Raw genomic sequence first — 15,299 nt, forward strand, 5'->3', positions numbered from 1 at the left:
CAATTCAGATAAAAGCTTATGGTCAACTTTAATTATGTAAAAAAGTTGGATTTCCTGAATACTTAGGGACCACCCAATCATGGTCCCTGAAGGTGCATCGGCTCCAAGCTGTCCACTGCACACAAACTCATTTTATGTGGCCGTCGTCGGGCGACGGTTATTCAAAGACGGGTCAGGAAAACACACTGCTTCGAGAATCACTGTGTCTGAATCACTGATGTGTTTTATCTGGACTGACTTACTTACTACCTATAGGGAAAAGGTGGCATTTGAGTCTATGACTGGCTTTTCAGCTGCTTCGATAAACCTGGCCACGCTGACCTGTTGTTCGGAACACGCGGGGTCGTGGTGTTCGCCGATGGCGTCGGCCATGGCCTGATCGAACCGTCTGGTGATGTTGTCGCTGATGTGCGCCTTGATCGAACGGCAGTCGATGCCGTGGAAACGGGTTTGGATCACGTACAGGCGTGCCTGCTTCCCATTGGTGAATCGTCGCTGCTGGGACAGCTTCAGCAGCCGATAACCAATCTTTTCCAGGACGAAGTCAATGAAGCCACGGGGCAACTTCCAGGTGGCCGGGTTGATGTTGAACACGGTACGCCAGCGGTTCGCATCCCGCTTGGCTCGTTCATGCAGTTCGACGATGTCAGCGTCGCGCATGGTGAATTCATCGCGTCGCCGCGACAGTCCCAGAACGCCGTATTCATGCAGCAGCTGAATCTGTGGCTGGCGGAATGCGTGGACGTAATCGCCAAGGAATGGATTCTTCGTGATGCCATTCCGCTTCATGGCGGTCAGCGAATCCAGCTTGCGAACGAGTGTCGATGTCCCGCCCGACGGGGACATGTCTTCCAGCAGGCATTCATTTCGAAGGACTTGGAAACCGCCTTGGCGGTGGGACAGAACCTGTCTTTCGTCAGCCTGTTCGATGCCGTAATCGCGGCAGACCTTCGCGTGTTCAAGTTCCTGCTGCTGCTGCTGGGTCAGTTCAGCCTTTTTCGACAGTTCATCGATTTCGTCTTCACCGGCTGGTGTGGTGCGACTGATGCTTCGACACTCTTCAGCGTTGGTTTCTTCGGCAATACCCTTCAGCTGGTCCTTGATCGCATTGGCAATTTCTTCGTCGGCGCTTTCGGTGTCGGTTACTTCGTAGCCCTCCAGTGCAAGCAGGGTTCGAACGCTGAAATCGAACTCTTTGGCCAGGATGTTGTGATCGGCCACCAGTTCGCCCCAGGCGCGGATGTTGTCGCTGCAGGTGTCTGGCAGGTCGGCTTCGGCAATGCCAGCGCGGACAAGCTCATCACGCTGTTGCGCTGCCTTTTTCCCGACTTGGCGGATGACTTCACGGGCGGTGGTGTAGCCGCCGAAATAGGTCTTCCCGTTGCGTGCAATGCAGACGAAACGGTCGACCGATGAACGCACACGGCCAACGGCCTGAACTGCTGCCTGTGGCGTGGTGCAGCCAGAGTTAAACGAGAAGGCTGCGTCGAAGTGCCCGTTTGGGTCATCGATGCTGACGCCAGTTTCGATGCAGGGCGTCGCGATCACCACTCTGTATTTCAGAAGCAATGACGGGTCAGTGATGACCCCTTTCGCGTCGTGATCCTTGGTTCGTGTGGTCTCGGCATCCACGACCAGAATTTCGTGGAGTGGAACCTTCAGGTCACGGTGGATCTTGTGGCCGATGTTCTTCGCGCTGTGAACAGAAGAAGCGTTTTGTGCCGTCACGGTCACGAAGACGTTGTCGCCTTTCCTGATGCGTGATTCCAAGGCTTCGAGCCAATGGGAAGACTTGTGCGATTCGAACCAATGGCACTTTCGCCCTGCCGCTGGCTTGTGGTCATTCACCAGAACGTGCGCCTTGATGGCCAGTAGCTGTTCCAGGTAGCCGACGACCTGATCGCTTAAGTGGGCTGATGAACAGATGACCTGTTTCGCGTTTCGAAGGCAGGCCGTCAGGTTCGACAGAACATCAGCACGGTGTTTGTTGATCTCCGTTTCGCTGGTGAACAGGTGCCAGCAGCTGGCGTCCCACTCTTCGAGATTCACGATTGCGCCTTTGCACTCTTCGGGGTCCAGGTGGCTTGAACCGGCAGCGTGCGAAGAATCCAGCACCACGACCTTTCCGCGTTCTTCGATTTCGCGTTGGGCTTCGATTGATACTGCCCAGTAAATGCGGCCACCACCGCTGAGATCAGCTGGCGGCATGGTGACTTCCCGATGACGGTTGTTCAGCCATGGGCGAATCAGTTTTCCGTCGTTGTGAAAGATGCGTCTCGAACGCTGGGCGCAGTTGCCACCAAGCCCGCGACGGTGAAGGACGGTGTGAAACGGTGCGTCGTTGCTGTTGGCGTAATCGACCAGGGCACCAGTCTTGTTCGTGCCCATGCCGCCGATGATCGCCACCAACTTCGCGTCAGTCGGGATGTCTGACGCCTGAAAGAACTGGGTTGTGATCACCTTCGTTGGCCGCTTGGTGTCCCCCGCCATGGGGACATTCAGCCGTCGTGCGATGGCCTTGGTGTTGTTGCACCGTTGCCATTCTCGAAATGGTTTCGCCAGCGTCCGAACAGCTTTCAGACCGTCGATTCCCTTTGAAACCAGGATGTCGTCGCAGCCTTTCTCGGGACCGGGAAGGTCCACCACAAAGAAACTGACATCAGCGCCCGATTGCTTCGCTTCTGACCGGATGACCATCCCCAGGCGGTCGATGGCCCCACGAACAGCGGCTTCGCCTTTGGAGTCGGGTTCCGACCAGTCGAACATCGCGATGACACGGTCGACGGCGTAATCGCGCAACAGGTGCCGAAGACCGGGTTTCAGGTGTGACCAGCCGCGCTTGTCCTTTTCGCAGCCGTTCCAAACGCCAGACAGCCCGATTGCGAGATAGCCCCCGGTCAGAAGTGCAGCGGTTTTCTTGGCGCCTTCGGTGACGAACAAAGGGACGCCATGGCGGAGAAACCAGCGCCAGCGATCTTCAGGGGTGCGGGGCTTCTGATCCCATTCGGTGTCGTCTTCCCACTTCTTATATGCAGCCAATAAACGGTGGTTCGCGGCGATGCGTTCACCGATGTGGCGGGGAAAGGCCAGAACGAACTCACGGGTCGGCACCTTGGCCGGGTGTTCGTACTTCATCGGGACTGGCTTCCCGTTGTCGTTCACCTTTGGGAAGTAGCGCCCGGTTTCAGGGTCTTTCTTGAACCCTGGCCGTGGATGGTCTGGCTTGAAGCATCCCCAAGACTTCAGCTGTTCCTGCGGCTGCAGGGACAGAGTCGAACAAAACCAGCCACCGCGAAGGACATCCTTCAGACGCTGGTGGTCCTTTTCAACATCGCGTCCATCGTCGAGCGGGCGAAGCAGTTTGTAGACGGTGTCACCGGCCAGCGACCGCAGGTTCATGCGGGCCAGCTGTTCATCGATGCCAGAACCTTCGACCCATTCCTTCAGGTGCTTCGGGTCCAGGGTTGCCGCCTTGGCGGGTTTCTTGCTGGTGACAGAAGCGGTGTTCTGTGACGTTCTGGGAAGACTTTCGACCGCCCCAAAATCGAGCGTGGACTGCTGACAGCGACCGCTGGCCTTCTGCCGTTCCAGGGCGATTTTCGCAATCCCTGCCGCTAATGCTTCATCAGGCCCCTTAATCCCGGCCTGTTCGTGACGGCGCTGCGTCTGCTGACGATGAAACGAACGGGTGTCCCTTGGTAGATGCTCAAAGTCCGTGAAATATGAACACGTCCGCTTCAGGTGGGATAACTCGGCAGGCGTTAAATCCCCGACGCGAAGTCGCGGAATATGACGTTCTGAGGTTTGACCAGCTGGTTGACAGTTTGAACCTTTCGAATCGCAGTCAGAGACAGGGACCACCATGGGTGGTGTAGGGGGTGGCCCACCTGACTCTTTGACTGGTAGTGGGTTGAAAGCAGGTCGTAAGCCGGGTTCTGTTCTCCTTCCCAAGGGAAGGGGGTGATCATCTATCTGGGACCGTCGTCTCCGGCGGCCTCTAGCGGCTCACACATCGGAACGGGACAGATGGCCAGTCGTCGTTCCTTGGCCTTGCTCCCGGCCGGGGTTTACCTAGCCAGCACCTCTCGATGCTGCTGGTGCGCTCTTACCGCACCCTTGCACCCTTGCCTGTGCCGGCGAACCGGCCATCGGCGGTGTATTTCTGTGGCACTCTCCTCACGGTCACCCGCACTGGGCGTTACCCAGCAAGCCTGGCCATCGGGGAGCCCGGACTTTCCTCAACCGCAGCTCAGCACGAGGCTGGTCTTCGGTTGCGATCACCTCTCCTGCTTTCAAACCCCATAATGACTTTTGATGGGGCTGTAGCTCAGCTGGATAGAGCGACGGTTTCCTAAACCGTAGGTCGTGGGTTCGAGTCCCGCCAGCCCCGTGATTCAGCTTTGTCTTCTCTGCTTTAGGGATGATCTCAGGTCTGTTCCCAAGGTCATTGGATGTTTGTGGTGCGTTTGTCGATTTTGATTGTTGGTCAGACGCTATATCTGGGCTAGTGCAAACTCTTGGCGGTAGTTAACACTACATTTAGTGGGGTAGCCATGCTCGACGCCCTCGCTAGCGTTGGTGTAGTGAATCCGGCTCCATGACCCAGCTTCACGATCTACGGCTTCAGCTTCTGGTGCAGCAGGAAAGCGAGCGCATTGCCGACTCCCAGCCCACTGAACTCGATCTGTCAGTGGTTCAGGCACGATGCCTCTGTTGGCTGGCTCTTCTTGCAGAAGCCCATGATGATCAGGCCAGTGACGCTGAGCGTCGTGGTGATACGGAGCAGGCCATGGGTTGGTTTGCCGATTCCATGCGTTTGAGGGATGTGATCCAGGTGGTCACCTCGATTGAAATCCCTCTGCCAGGTCTTACAGAGGGAGATGGTGACAACCGTTTTGACGGAGGTGGCGACAGCGACGGTGGATTTTCGTCTGAACCGCCGCTTGCAGCCTGATTGGATGTCATGATGGTTAACGAGCTTCGGGTTCCACGTGCCAGAAGAGCCCTGCCAATGTCCTGACTGTCAACGCTTTTATAGAGAGCACGACAGGTTGATTCGCGAGAATCCCACGCTTCGTCAGCAGCAGGAACTCAGTTGGGCCGCTCTTCAGGCATTTCGAACACTCTCTGGTCGTGTGCTCGAGGATCTGCAGAAGCAGCATGGTTCTCGTACTGGCGACGCACAGGTGCATGCAACTCCAGTTGGCAGCAGTGACGAGCCCACGGATGCGCTTCAGCAGGCGATGGCCGACATGGAAAACATCAATGCCCACCTCTTCTCGATCGAGGCGTTGATGGAACGCATTTTTGATGTTCGTGTGCCCGAGGAAATCGAGCAGAAATTCCGTGAGCTTGCCGGTGAGCTTGCGCCCGATCCACTCAATGCAGATCGCCTGCGTCTGAACCGTCTGTTGCACCAGACTCCTGATCTGCCCGATCGAGGTTGACTCTTCGAACTCTCGGGTCGATTAGAGACTTCTGTTTTTGATAGGCCCCGGTGATTGAATCGGGGCCTTATTTATGGGCTTGGCCTCAGCGAATGTCGCAGGTGATCTCCACAGGCATCGCTTCCACGTTCCAGATTTCGCGGCAGTAATCGCGAATGGATCGGTCGGAGGAGAAGAAACCGGTACGGGCCACGTTCAGCACACTCATCCGGTTCCAGTGCATGCGATCCGTCCAGGCGCGGCTGACCGCATCCTGGGCCCGCAGATAGGCCGCGAAGTCGGCCATCACGAAGAAAGGATCGTTGCCGGTGAGATTGTCCAGCAGCGGTCTGAACAGTTCTCCGTCGCCATTGCTGAAGTGACCCATCTCAATCAGTCGGATCGCTTCTGCCAGTTCCGGAATCGCTCCGATCACTTCGCGAGGGCGGTAGCCACTCTTTTTGAGTGCAGCGATTTCTTCCACTGTCTTGCCGAACAGGAAGAAGTTCTCTGAACCCACACGGTCGCGGATCTCCACATTGGCACCATCAAGGGTTCCAATGGTGAGCGCCCCGTTCATGGCGAATTTCATGTTGCCGGTGCCGGAGGCTTCCTTGCCGGCCGTCGAGATCTGTTCGGAGAGATCAGAGGCTGGATACACCTGCTCGCCGAGCTTCACGTTGTAATCCGGCAGGAAGACCACCCGCAGGCGACCGTCCATATCGGGATCGGCGTTGATCGTTTCGGCGATGCCGTTGATGAAGCGGATGATCAGTTTGGCCATGTAGTAGCCGGGAGCCGCTTTGCCGCCGAAGATCACCGTGCGTGGAGCCAGCCCGTCGGCCTGCCCGTTCTTGATGCGCAGGTAGTGGGTGATGATCTGCAGCGCATTCAGGTGCTGACGCTTGTATTCGTGGATGCGCTTCACCTGCACATCAAACAGGCTGGAGGGATCCACCAGGACGCCGGTATTGCGGTGGATGTAGCCGGAAAGCTTCCGCTTCACGGAAAGCTTGGTGTCCCCCCATTGTTCGAGGAAGCCGTGGTCATGCTGACGTTCCTCAAGGCAGCGCAGCCGATCCATGTCGGTGATCCAGTCCGGCCCAACGTGCTCATCAAGCAGGGCTGAAAGCTCGGGATTGGAAAGGGCCACCCAGCGACGTGGCGTCACGCCATTGGTCACGTTCGTGAACTTCTCAGGCCAGAGCGCTGCGAATTCCGGCATCAGCTGGTTTTTGACCAGGTCGGAATGAAGAGCAGCCACGCCATTCACATGGTGCGCGCCGATGGTGGCCAGGTGGGCCATGCGTACGGCTTTGCCACCTTCTTCATCAATGATCGACAGTTTGCGCTGGATCGCGTCGTTGCCGGGATAGCGCAGCCGCACCTGCTGCAGGAAGCGGCGGTTGATCTCATAGATCAGCTCGAGATGGCGCGGCAGCAGGCTGCTGAACAGGTCCAGGTCCCACTTCTCCAGCGCCTCAGGCAGCAGGGTGTGGTTGGTGTAGGCCACAGACCGGTTGGTGATGTCCCAGGCCCTGTCCCACTCCAGGTGGCGATCGTCGATCAGCAGACGCATCAGCTCAGCTACGGCGATGGCAGGGTGCGTATCGTTCAGCTGAACGGTCCAGTGCAGGGGGAAGTCCTCCACAGGCAGGCCACGGCTGTCGAGGCTGCGCAGCATGTCCTGCAGTGAGCAGGACACGAAGAAGTGCTGTTGCTTCAGGCGCAGGCGACGCCCCTCATCAGTGCCGTCGTTGGGGTACAAAACCTTGGAGAGGGTTTCACTGCCCACCTTCTCCTCCACGGCGCCGTAGTAATCGCCGATGTTGAAGGCATAGAAGTCGAAACTCTCGGTGGCATCCGCGCGCCACAGACGTAGACGATCGCAGGTGTTGACGCGGTATCCCAGCACCGGCACATCGTGAGGCACACCAATCGCATGTTCTGAGGGGATCCAGCGCGAGCGGTAGCTGCCCTTGTCGTCGATGTAGCTCTCCGTGCGGCCGCCGAAGCCCACGAAGCAGGCTTCGTCGGGTTGGGGCAGTTCCCAGGGCCAACCTCCCTTCAGCCACTTGTCGGTGACCTCCACCTGCCAGCCGTCGCGGATCAGCTGGTCGAAGATGCCGAACTCATAGCGAATGCCATAGCCCGTGGCGGGAATTTCAAGGCTGGCCAGCGATTCCATGTAGCAGGCCGCGAGACGGCCGAGCCCGCCATTGCCCAGGCCGGGTTCCTCCTCCACCTCAAGAATCGGCTGAAGCGATTCGATACCGAAGCGCTTCAGGGCTTCTTCAGCTTCCTTCTGAATCCCAAGGTTGAGCAGATTGTTGGCCAGCTGCGGGCCGATCAGAAACTCAGCCGAGAGATAGGCCACGGTTTTCTGGGGCCGGGCTCGGATCGCTTCCTTACTGGCCAGAAAGCGTGTCATCAGCCGGTCACGCACCGCATAGCTCAGTGCCATGTACAGGTCATGGGGGCTTGCTGAGGGAGCGAGTTTGCCGAGCGTGAAGAACAGATGCTCCGTCATCCCGTCAAACACGGAATCGGCATCGAGACCCGAGCGTTCAGGATCGACGGAGCATCCCGGAGTCGGTAATCGCAGGTCGAGGGGCTCGGAGGTGCTCATCGCTTCTGGTGAGATGTCTTGAGGTTGGCTCGGATCGCACCGGGAATGCAGGAAATTCAGGGTTTCCAGTCAGACCGTGGTGCCGTTGCGGCGAAAGTTTGGAGACAACTGCCGCTCTGCAGTCGCACTCTCAGGATCAGCTCACGGCGTGATGCTTCGGCTGAAGCTTCAGCTTGAGCATTGCGGAAACCCGTTTAGGGATAAGGTCCCACCGAGAGGAATCGACATTTCTGATGCTCGCTGCTGCGATGCCGCCACTACTCACGCCCTTGCTCGCTGAGATCTCGGCTCACGACCTGGAGATGGCGGAGACCCTGATCGGGGTGGCCCGATTTGTGCTGATCTTTGTGGCAGCCCGCATTCTCGCGGAAGTGCTGGTGCGTATGCAGTTGCCCACGATCCTGGGTGAGCTGCTGGCTGGTGTGCTGATTGGTGCTTCGGGACTGCATCTGCTGGTGCCTCCGGAAACCCAGGTGGAACTCAGTCAGGGGCTGGTGGCCTTGGTCAGTGGTCTGGTCAATGTTCCGCCGGAAGCGGTTCCTGAGATCTACAGCGAAAGTTTTCCCTCGCTCGAGTCAGTGGCTGAGCTTGGTCTTTATGCGCTGTTGTTTCTCACTGGTCTGGAGAGTGAGTTGGAGGAACTGATTGCTGTCGGTGGTCAGGCTTTCACCGTGGCCGTTGTTGGGGTGGTGCTGCCCTTCGCTCTGGGAACCTGGGGACTGATGGCGATTTTCCAAGTCGATGTGATACCGGCGATCTTTGCCGGAGCCTCGATGACCGCCACCAGCATCGGCATCACTGCCAGCGTGTTCGGCGAGCTGGGATTCCTCAAGACACGCGAAGGTCAGATCGTGATCGGCGCTGCCATTCTCGATGACATTCTCGGCATTGTGATTCTGGCCGTTGTGGTGGGCCTGGCTTCCGGCGGCTCTCTGGAGATCGGTCCGATCGTGAAGCTGGTGGCTGCTGCCGCTGTGTTCGTAGTGGCGGCCATTGGCCTCAGCCGCAGCGCTGCGCCAGCCTTCGACTGGTTGATCGACAAGCTGAAGGCCCCCGGGGAAGTGCTGGTGGGGTCCTTTGTGATCCTGGCCATCAGTTGCTTCACAGCAACAGCGATCGGCCTGGAAGCTGCCCTGGGCGCATTCGCTGCCGGTCTGATCCTGAGCAGCTCTAAGCACAACCGCGCCATTCAGGAGGCGGTTCTGCCGATTGTGACCCTGTTCGCCACGGTGTTTTTTGTGCTGGTGGGCGCCGGGATGGATCTCTCTGTGATCAATCCCTCCGATCCCTCCAGCAAAACGGCTCTGATCGTTGCCGGCTTTCTGCTGGTGGTGTCGATCATCGGCAAGATCGCCTCTGGCTGGGCCTTTGTCAGCAAGCAACCCACCCGTCGCCTGGTGGTGGGCTTGGGCATGATGCCCCGCGGTGAAGTCGGCCTGATTTTCCTGGGTCTTGGAACCAGCGCCAAGTTGCTGTCTCCTTCCCTGGAGGCGGCAATCCTGTTGATGGTGATCGGCACCACTTTCCTGGCTCCGATTCTTCTGCGTCTTGTGATCGGTGGCGACAAACCAGACGACGACGACAAGGTTGATGATGAGGTCGCCGCTGATCCGGTGGGTCTGCTCTGAGCTGACGGGCCGTTTCGGCGCGAAGTTCAGTCCTTACGCGCCAACGTCAGAAACAGACTCCAGCCGATGGTGATCAGCGCCAGGCTTGAAGCCCAGCCAGGCCCGAGAGCCCAGCCCAGCAGCAGCTGAACCAGCACACCAACGGCGAGTGCCAGCAGCAGACTGCTGATCACCAAAGCCGCCTGTTTCCACGGTGCGCTCAGGGGTCCACTTTCAAGGCTCGCTTCAAAGCGGCTGAGTGGTGCGCTCAGCGGCAGATAGAGGGCAATAGCCCAGAACAAGCCACCGCTGAGTGTGCTGCTCTGCAGAAGCAGGCCTGTGGTCTGATCGAGCATCGCGGCGAAATCGGCCCGGCAGGGCGCTGGCGAAAAAGGATGCTTAGCATCGCCGCCACAAGCGGAAGGTGTGGTGAGCGAGACACAGCAGCCCTGGTGGCAGTTCCAAGGTCATGACGTGCACGGTCTCTGTGTCGGACCTGAATCGGACTCGGATGCGGTTGATCTCAAGCGTCCCGCTGTGCTTCTTGTGCATGGTTTTGGCGCTTCCACCGATCACTGGCGCCACAACATTCCTGTGCTGGCCAGCACCCATGAGGTGCATGCCATCGATCTGCTCGGTTTCGGCCGTAGTGCCAAGCCAGCTGGTTTGTCCTATGGCGGTGCTCTCTGGCGGGATCAGCTGGTGGCCTACGTGCGCGAACGCATCGGCCGGCCCACGGTGATCGCGGGCAATTCTCTGGGTGGTTTCGCCGCGCTTGCTGCAGGTGCTGAGTTGGGGGATGAGGCGGCCGGCGTTGTGTTGCTCAATGCAGCCGGCCCTTTCAGCGACGAACAGTCCGCGAAGCCCAAAGGCTGGTGGCCGAGCGCACGTCGCTCGATCAGCTCGGCACTGCTGAAAAATGCTGTGTTGCAGCGCTTGCTGTTTGAAAACCTCAGGCGCCCCGCCACGATTCGACGCACCCTCAATCAGGTGTACATCGATAAGACCAACGTCGATGACTGGTTGGTCGAGGCAATTCGCCGCCCCTCTCTCGATGCCGGCGCTTTCGGAGTGTTTCGCACCGTCTTTGATATTCCCCGCGGCCAGCCGCTGGATGAATTGTTCGCATGTCTGAAATCTCCCTTGCTGTTGCTCTGGGGGATCCGTGACCCCTGGATCAATGCCGCCGGTCGTCGTGCCAGTTTCAAGCGTCATGCTCCTGAGGCCACCACGGAGGTGATTCTTGAAGCCGGTCACTGTCCACACGATGAAGTCCCCGATCAGGTGAACGCGGCATTGCTGGAGTGGTTGACCACTCTTGCCGGTGAAAACAAGCAGGATCTGCAGCCTTCTCGGTAGTTTCTGGCCAATCTTGGGTGTCCCGGTCCTGTGGCCATGACCTTTCGCCAACAGTCCGCTCCCTATCCCCACTGGGAGTTTGTGCATCCCGGCAGTGGTGATCGCCTGCGGGTGGTGCCCGAGCGCGGTGGCCTAGTCACCGAGTGGTTGTGCAATGGCCGCGAGATGCTCTATTTCGACCAGGAGCGCTTCGCTGACCCAGCCAAGAGCATCCGCGGAGGCATTCCAGTGTTGTTTCCGATCTGCGGCAATCTGCCCAATGATTGCCTGCCGCTCGCCAGCGGTGACTTCACCCTCAAGCAACATGGATTTGCCCGTGACATTCCCTGGCAGATCGCATTGCTCGGCGATCAGAGTGGCGTGACGCTCACGTTGAGCGATGGTGCCGAAACCCGGAAGGCCTACCCCTTCGGATTCAGGATCGAAATGGCGATTCGACCGCTCAGTGCTGCGCTCGACATCACCATCACCATCAGCAATACCTCCGAGTCTGAGAGTGAGCCGATGCCGTTCAGCTTCGGCCTCCATCCCTACTTCAATGTGACTGATCCCGCTCGCACGTCTGTGGAAGGTCTGCCTGGCCGTTGCTTCAATCATCTGGAGATGGCCGAAGCGCAGACGGCAAACCAGTTGAATCAGCTGGCTGAGGGGGTCGATTTCCTCACGCACGCGGCAGGACCGGTGACGCTGGTCGATGAGCAGGCAGGCACCAGGGTGCAGCTTCAGCATCAGGAACCGATGGATCTCACTGTGGTGTGGACCGACCCTCCACGAGCCATGGTCTGTCTTGAGCCCTGGACAGGCCCTCGGCAGGCCCTGATCAGCGGTGATCGAAGGCTGGAGTTGCACTCTGGCAAGAGCACCACGCTGTCCTGCCGCTACAGCGTCAGCTGACGCATGTTCATGCACAGGAACAGGCTTTGGCCAAGCCCAAGTCCTATGGCCACTGGCGGAACGCTGTTGTGAGCGCGGCTCAAGCTGCAGCGGCTGAGGCTGCCCGCAAGATTGTGGTGATCGACGACGATCCCACCGGATCTCAGACGGTGCACAGTTGTCCGTTGCTGCTGCGCTGGGATGTGCAGACTCTGCGTCAGGGACTGCGTCATCCTTCTCCGCTGCTGTTCGTGTTGGCCAACACCAGGGCTCTGTCACCGGAGGCCGCAGCGGAGCGCAATCGTGAGATCGTTGCTTCGCTTGAGCAAGCTCTGGCTGCGGAGGGGATCCGTGATCAGCAGTTGCTGCTGGTCAGCAGGGGGGACTCCACCCTGCGCGGTCATGGTGTGCTTGAGCCCGCTGTTCTGGCTGAAGAGCTGGGTGACCGCTTCGGTGCGGTGCACGCCACGCTGCATGTGCCCGCTTTTCTTCCCGGTGGACGTACCACGGTGAATGGAGTCCATCTGCTGAATGGTCAACCGGTCCATACGACCGCTTTCGCTCGCGACCGCAGCTTTGGTTTCAGCACCAGTTGTCTGGACGCCTGGCTGGAGGAAAAGAGTGACGGTGCCATTCCAGCTGCTTCAGTGCTGCGTTTGCAGGGAGAGCTGCTCGACCGTGCTGCTGAGCAACGCAGTGCGGATCTTTTCGCTGACGGGTCAAGCGGCTTCACAGAGCTTGTGGTCTGGCTTGAGGCGCTGGATGGCAATTGTTCAGTGATCGTGGATGCAGAGAGGCAGGAGCAACTGGATGCTCTTGGTGCGGCTGTGCAACAGCTGCAGGGAAGGCGTCGCTTCCTGTTTCGCTCAGCTGCGAGCCTGATCAACGGGTTGGTTGATGGCGGCTTGAGACCACTTGGTCCTCAGCCCATCAAGGCCGAGGATTTAGTGAAGCTTCGGCGCCGTGATTCAGGTGGCCAGCCTTGCCCTGGACTTGTGTTGGTGGGTTCTCACGTGCCGTTGGCCGATCAGCAGCTGGAGAGGTTGCTCAGCGAGTCACGTTGCGCTGGCCTTGAATTGCCGGTGCATCGGATTGCGAGGGTGCTTGAGGGTGGCATCCCGGATGTGCTTCTGGCTGATCTGGAGAACGAGTGGGTGGAGTGGATGCTGGCAGTGCTGGATCGGAATCAAACTCCTGTGCTGTACACCAGCCGCGGCGAACTTTGTTTTGGTGAGGGGCCAACGGCTGACCGTCGCCGCTTGGACTTCGGTCTTGCCCTGGCTCAGCTCACCGCCCGGTTGGTGGCTGGGGTGGTCCCTCGGCTTGGCTACTTGATCAGTAAGGGTGGTATCACGACCGGCTCTGTTCTGGCTGATGGACTGGGCCTGGGGACTGTTCTGCTGGAGGGCCAGTTGATGCCCGGTCTTTCGATGGTGCGTCCGATCGCTGGGGAAGGCATTGCGGGTGTGAATACCCTTCCCGTAATCACCTTCCCCGGCAATCTTGGCGACGCAGATACTCTTGCTAAGGCGTGGGCATTGATGGAGCTTGATGGAGCGGAGTAAGAGCCTTTTCGTTCTGAGTTACTTATAGTTTTTCAGTTTTGACATCTTCCCGATTCCAGGATTGAAACTGTTGGTTGGATCAATCTTTTTGTAGAAGTTTGATAGATCAGTTTCGGCTTTGTATAGATGGCCAACATTGTGTTCGGCAGGGTACTTGGCGCCTGATTGATCGAGCAGATCGAGAATCTTCCGCTTCAATTGATCAGAATCCACTCCTTTTTTAACGACAAAATCCCAGTGGAAGACCATGCAAAGGAAGTGTGCCATCTGAAACGATTCGGCCATCTGAGAAAGAATTTCTTCGGGGAGAATTTTATGCCACGTTTCGCAGTTGCGTGGCAGTGCAATATCCAGTGGGAGCAATTCTCCAGAGTCGTTTTGGTTTAAAATCTGATACCGTGCTGGGGCATTCCCGGCAACATAGCGATGGAGTAAGGCGGCTTTTCCTTCGGATTCGCTACATTCAAAATAAGCATGATCGTCATCGCTTTCCCAGTTTGTTTCTAATAAATTCTGCGTTTCTTGAATGGATTGATCGCTCGCTAGAATAATCATATGGTGTTCATATTGATCGCGAAAAGCTCTCATCCTGGCTGGTAGATGGTCTGGAACCATCTGAGAGATGCACTGCAGAGTTCGGTCGGAAAAGTGATCCTGAAAGAGTGATGTCGGCCACTGAGAGACGATTCGATCAACATTCCGCTTGATGCCAAAAAGTTTGGGGATGAAGCCTGTGCCGAAATATTTGATGGCTAGATAAGCGTCTTTACAGTAAATATCTGCACCGTCAAAATAACTGCGATGCATATATTCTCCCATGTCAGGCAGGTGTTGAAATCCTGTGAGAATCTGCTTGCGCAGTTCCGTGAGCTGTTCCGGTTTGTTGGTGCCCAGATAGAAAATTTTTTCTGTTTTTGGTTTTGGAAACGTGTCAAGTCTGACAGCAAAAACTGCCAGCTTGCCTGCGCACCCACTGGCCTCACGCAAGCGTCGTTGATCGGCATTGAATCGAGCAGGAATTGATGATGTGACATCCCTGACCCGTTTCTGATAATCATGGTCTGAGGCTAATCGCTCACAAGGCGCTAAATGTTCAGTGTTGAAATCAGACTTCTGAAGTGTGGTTAAGATCTCTTCCGGACATGTGCCGAGTTCAATCCCGAGATGATTGACCAGCTCAAGCTGCCCGGTTTGATTGAGTTGGGCAAAGAGTGAATATTCCGTGTATGCAGGACCGCGATTGACCAAATTACCGCCAGAGTTATTGCAGATGCCTCCCACAACGGACGCACCAATGCACGATGAGCCGATCACGGAGTGAGGACCTCGTCCCAGTGGTGATAACTTTTCCTCCAGCTGATATAAACTTGATCCCGCGAAAGCAATCACTTGATTGCCGCCATTGAGTAAAATTAATTGATCTAAATTTAGAGTATTAATGATGACGACATCCCTGTCGTAGTTGTTTCCATCAGGTGTGGACCCCCCTGTCAGCCCGGTATTGGCTGCTTGGAGAATGATGATTTTGTCGAGCTTGACGCATAATTCAAGCGTTTTCCAAAGCTGCAACAGAGTCTTCGGCATGACCACTGCACAGGCCATGCCCTGACCGACGCGTATGCCGGTTGTGTAGGGCTTGGTCTGCTCACTGCTGGTTAAGACCTGCTGCTGCCCAACCAGGGCCACCAAGCCGTTCTCCAGTTCCTGCAATCGGTCCTGTCTCATCGTGATGCGGCTTCTGTCCGCAACTTGAGCCTATGAAGAATCTATTGGATCAGCGTCAGTGTGTTCTGCACTGCTGCTCACCTGGCTTCATCAGGCTTGAAAGCGACGCAGGTCT

The 15,299-nt window shown here is 57.4% G+C and carries 11 protein-coding genes, 1 tRNA gene and 1 other RNA gene; 8 read left to right on the forward strand and 5 right to left on the reverse strand.

Translation table 11 applies throughout. From position 1 onward, the window contains the following. Positions 1-249 precede the first annotated feature (249 nt). Together SynBIOSE41_RS00990 and rnpB are read right to left on the reverse strand one after the other, a co-directional pair. Entirely contained in the window at positions 250-3,864 is a 3,615-nt protein-coding gene (locus SynBIOSE41_RS00990; RefSeq protein ID WP_186539299.1) for a plasmid replication protein, CyRepA1 family, read from the reverse strand. A 44-nt stretch (positions 3,865-3,908) separates the two neighbouring features. Next, an RNA gene (rnpB, locus tag SynBIOSE41_RS00995) (RNase P RNA component class A) lies at positions 3,909-4,294 on the reverse strand. 22 nt (positions 4,295-4,316) lie between these two features. On the opposite strand from rnpB, the gene SynBIOSE41_RS01000 reads away from it, so the two are divergent. From SynBIOSE41_RS01000 to SynBIOSE41_RS01010, 3 genes are all read left to right on the forward strand, one after another. After that, a tRNA-Arg gene (locus SynBIOSE41_RS01000) sits at positions 4,317-4,390 on the forward strand. Positions 4,391-4,597: 207 nt separating this feature from the next. Continuing rightward, a complete protein-coding gene (locus tag SynBIOSE41_RS01005) occupies positions 4,598-4,954 on the forward strand; it encodes a hypothetical protein (RefSeq protein WP_114993610.1) in 357 nt (118 codons plus the stop codon). 37 nt (positions 4,955-4,991) lie between these two features. Then, a complete protein-coding gene (locus tag SynBIOSE41_RS01010) occupies positions 4,992-5,447 on the forward strand; it encodes a hypothetical protein (protein ID WP_186539300.1) in 456 nt (151 codons plus the stop codon). Positions 5,448-5,532: 85 nt separating this feature from the next. On the opposite strand, the gene SynBIOSE41_RS01015 is transcribed toward SynBIOSE41_RS01010, so the two are convergent. After that, positions 5,533-8,055, reverse strand: a complete 2,523-nt coding sequence (locus tag SynBIOSE41_RS01015) for a glycogen/starch/alpha-glucan phosphorylase (RefSeq protein ID WP_186539301.1) — start codon at positions 8,053-8,055, stop codon at positions 5,533-5,535. Positions 8,056-8,079: 24 nt separating this feature from the next. Between SynBIOSE41_RS01015 and SynBIOSE41_RS01020 the strand changes: the two genes are divergently transcribed. Further along, positions 8,080-8,232 (forward strand): hypothetical protein, encoded by a 153-nt coding sequence (locus SynBIOSE41_RS01020; RefSeq protein ID WP_186539302.1) that lies wholly within the window; start codon positions 8,080-8,082, stop codon positions 8,230-8,232. A gap of 56 nt (positions 8,233-8,288) precedes the next feature. Further along, positions 8,289-9,683, forward strand: a complete 1,395-nt coding sequence (locus SynBIOSE41_RS01025) for a cation:proton antiporter (RefSeq protein WP_186539303.1) — start codon at positions 8,289-8,291, stop codon at positions 9,681-9,683. 26 nt (positions 9,684-9,709) lie between these two features. Here the strand turns inward: SynBIOSE41_RS01025 and SynBIOSE41_RS01030 are convergent, their stop codons facing one another. Further along, positions 9,710-10,018 carry a hypothetical protein gene (locus SynBIOSE41_RS01030; RefSeq protein WP_186539304.1) on the reverse strand — a complete coding sequence of 103 codons (309 nt, stop codon included), beginning with the start codon at positions 10,016-10,018 and terminating at the stop codon, positions 9,710-9,712. A gap of 70 nt (positions 10,019-10,088) precedes the next feature. Between SynBIOSE41_RS01030 and SynBIOSE41_RS01035 the strand changes: the two genes are divergently transcribed. From SynBIOSE41_RS01035 to SynBIOSE41_RS01045, 3 genes are all read left to right on the forward strand, one after another. After that, positions 10,089-11,021 carry an alpha/beta fold hydrolase gene (locus SynBIOSE41_RS01035; protein ID WP_186539305.1) on the forward strand — a complete coding sequence of 311 codons (933 nt, stop codon included), beginning with the start codon at positions 10,089-10,091 and terminating at the stop codon, positions 11,019-11,021. A 36-nt stretch (positions 11,022-11,057) separates the two neighbouring features. Continuing rightward, on the forward strand, positions 11,058-11,915 hold the full coding sequence (locus SynBIOSE41_RS01040; protein WP_186539306.1) for a galactose mutarotase: 858 nt from the start codon (positions 11,058-11,060) through the stop codon (positions 11,913-11,915). A 68-nt stretch (positions 11,916-11,983) separates the two neighbouring features. Beyond that, positions 11,984-13,459 (forward strand): four-carbon acid sugar kinase family protein, encoded by a 1,476-nt coding sequence (locus SynBIOSE41_RS01045; RefSeq protein ID WP_186540650.1) that lies wholly within the window; start codon positions 11,984-11,986, stop codon positions 13,457-13,459. A gap of 18 nt (positions 13,460-13,477) precedes the next feature. On the opposite strand, the gene dld is transcribed toward SynBIOSE41_RS01045, so the two are convergent. After that, the gene (dld, locus tag SynBIOSE41_RS01050; protein ID WP_255475889.1) at positions 13,478-15,169 is read right to left on the reverse strand and encodes a D-lactate dehydrogenase; all 1,692 of its coding nucleotides are present in this window, start codon (positions 15,167-15,169) and stop codon (positions 13,478-13,480) included. Positions 15,170-15,299 lie beyond the last annotated feature (130 nt).

This window comes from Synechococcus sp. BIOS-E4-1 (genome assembly GCF_014279995.1).
GTDB lineage: Bacteria > Cyanobacteriota > Cyanobacteriia > PCC-6307 > Cyanobiaceae > Synechococcus_C.

Bases quoted from the DNA above. Each gene is read 5' to 3' on its own strand.
- SynBIOSE41_RS01030 (WP_186539304.1), bottom strand. From the start codon at position 10,018: ATGCTCGATCAGACCACAGGCCTGCTTCTGCAGAGCAGCACACTCAGC.
- SynBIOSE41_RS01015 (WP_186539301.1), bottom strand. From the start codon at position 8,055: ATGAGCACCTCCGAGCCCCTCGACCTGCGATTACCGACTCCGGGATGC.
- SynBIOSE41_RS01005 (WP_114993610.1), top strand. From the start codon at position 4,598: ATGACCCAGCTTCACGATCTACGGCTTCAGCTTCTGGTGCAGCAGGAA.
- SynBIOSE41_RS01040 (WP_186539306.1), top strand. From the start codon at position 11,058: ATGACCTTTCGCCAACAGTCCGCTCCCTATCCCCACTGGGAGTTTGTG.
- SynBIOSE41_RS01025 (WP_186539303.1), top strand. From the start codon at position 8,289: ATGCTCGCTGCTGCGATGCCGCCACTACTCACGCCCTTGCTCGCTGAG.
- SynBIOSE41_RS00990 (WP_186539299.1), bottom strand. From the start codon at position 3,864: ATGGTGGTCCCTGTCTCTGACTGCGATTCGAAAGGTTCAAACTGTCAA.